This window comes from Chthonomonas sp., from assembly GCF_035294165.1.
Classification (GTDB): domain Bacteria; phylum Armatimonadota; class Chthonomonadetes; order Chthonomonadales; family Chthonomonadaceae; genus Chthonomonas.
This window is the reverse complement of the sequence record NZ_DATGLN010000202.1, coordinates 1-1,401: the sequence shown is the minus strand read 5'-3', so window position 1 is coordinate 1,401 and position 1,401 is coordinate 1. Positions and strand designations below refer to the sequence as shown.

At 57.1% G+C, this 1,401-nt stretch carries 2 rRNA genes; both read left to right on the top strand.

What is annotated here, in order from left to right:
• A 16S ribosomal RNA gene (locus tag VKV29_RS11065) occupies positions 1-503 on the top strand; the annotation flags it as partial.
• Between the two features lie 287 nt (positions 504-790).
• Positions 791-1,401 (top strand): 23S ribosomal RNA (locus VKV29_RS11060); the annotation flags it as partial.

Genomic DNA, 1,401 nt, shown 5'->3' with positions numbered 1-1,401 from the left:
AGACAGGTGGTGCATGGTTGTCGTCAGCTCGTGTCGTGAGATGTTGGGTTAAGTCCCGCAACGAGCGCAACCCTTGACCTGTGTTACCAGCACGTAGAGGTGGGGACTCACAGGTGACTGCCGGCGTAAGTCGGAGGAAGGTGGGGATGACGTCAAATCATCATGCCCTTTATGTCCTGGGCGACACACGTGCTACAATGGGCGGAACAACGGGAAGCGAGACCGCGAGGTGGAGCAAAACCCTAAAAACCGTTCGTAGTTCGGATTGCAGGCTGCAACCCGCCTGCATGAAGCCGGAATTGCTAGTAATCGCGGATCAGCATGCCGCGGTGAATCCGTTCCCGGGCCTTGTACACACCGCCCGTCACACCACGAGAGTCGGCAACACCCGAAGTCGGTGGGGTAACCCGTAAGGGAGCCAGCCGCCGAAGGTGGGGTCGATGATTGGGGTGAAGTCGTAACAAGGTAGCCGTATCGGAAGGTGCGGCTGGATCACCTCCTTTCTAAGGAGCAAGGCCCACACCGGGGAGGTGTGGGGGAAGTCGGTCACTCTCTTGCGGTGTGTTTAGTTTTGAGGGAACCAAGGTCTGCAGGGGACTGCAGATGAGGGGAACTCAAACGGTACCTTGAAAACGAGATAGCGAATGAACTCCTACGAAACCGACGTAGAAGCTGTTCACCCAGAAGAGGGTGAGCAGGGGTAACTGCATCTTCGGTGTTGCAAGACACTGGAGATGGAGGAAAGCGACGATTGGTTTGCTGTGTAAGCAGTGAATCGACGGAGCGAACAGGTGAAGGTAGGAAGGGCGCACGGGGGATGCCTAGGTGCCAGGAGCCGAAGAAGGACGGGGCGAACACCGAAATGCCACGCGGAGCTGTAAGCGAGCGTTGATGCGTGGATGTCCGAATGGGGGAACCCACTGGTCGTGATGGGCCAGTACCGCACACTGAATGCATAGGTGTGTGGAGGCAACCAGGGGAACTGAAACATCTCAGTACCCTGAGGAAGAGAAAACAAACGTGATTCCGCAAGTAGTGGCGAGCGAACGCGGAAGAGCCTAAACCTGACTTGCGAGAGAGGTTGCAGCCGTTGCAAGGAAGGGGTAGCGGGGCCTGTATGGAGGAGACTGCAAGCTCCTCGCAGTGACAGCATGTGTCTAGCCGAACGGCATGGGAAGGCCGGTCAGAGAGGGTGAGAACCCCGTAGGCGAAAGGGACGTGCAACTGTGGTGCAGGCACCCAAGTACTGCGGGACACGAGGAACCCCGTAGGAATCTGGGAGGACCACCTCCTAAGGCTAAATACTCCCTGGCAACCGATAGCGGATAGTACCGTGAGGGAAAGGTGAAAAGAACCGCGGGAGCGGAGTGAAAGAGAACCTGAAACCGTGTGCTTACAATC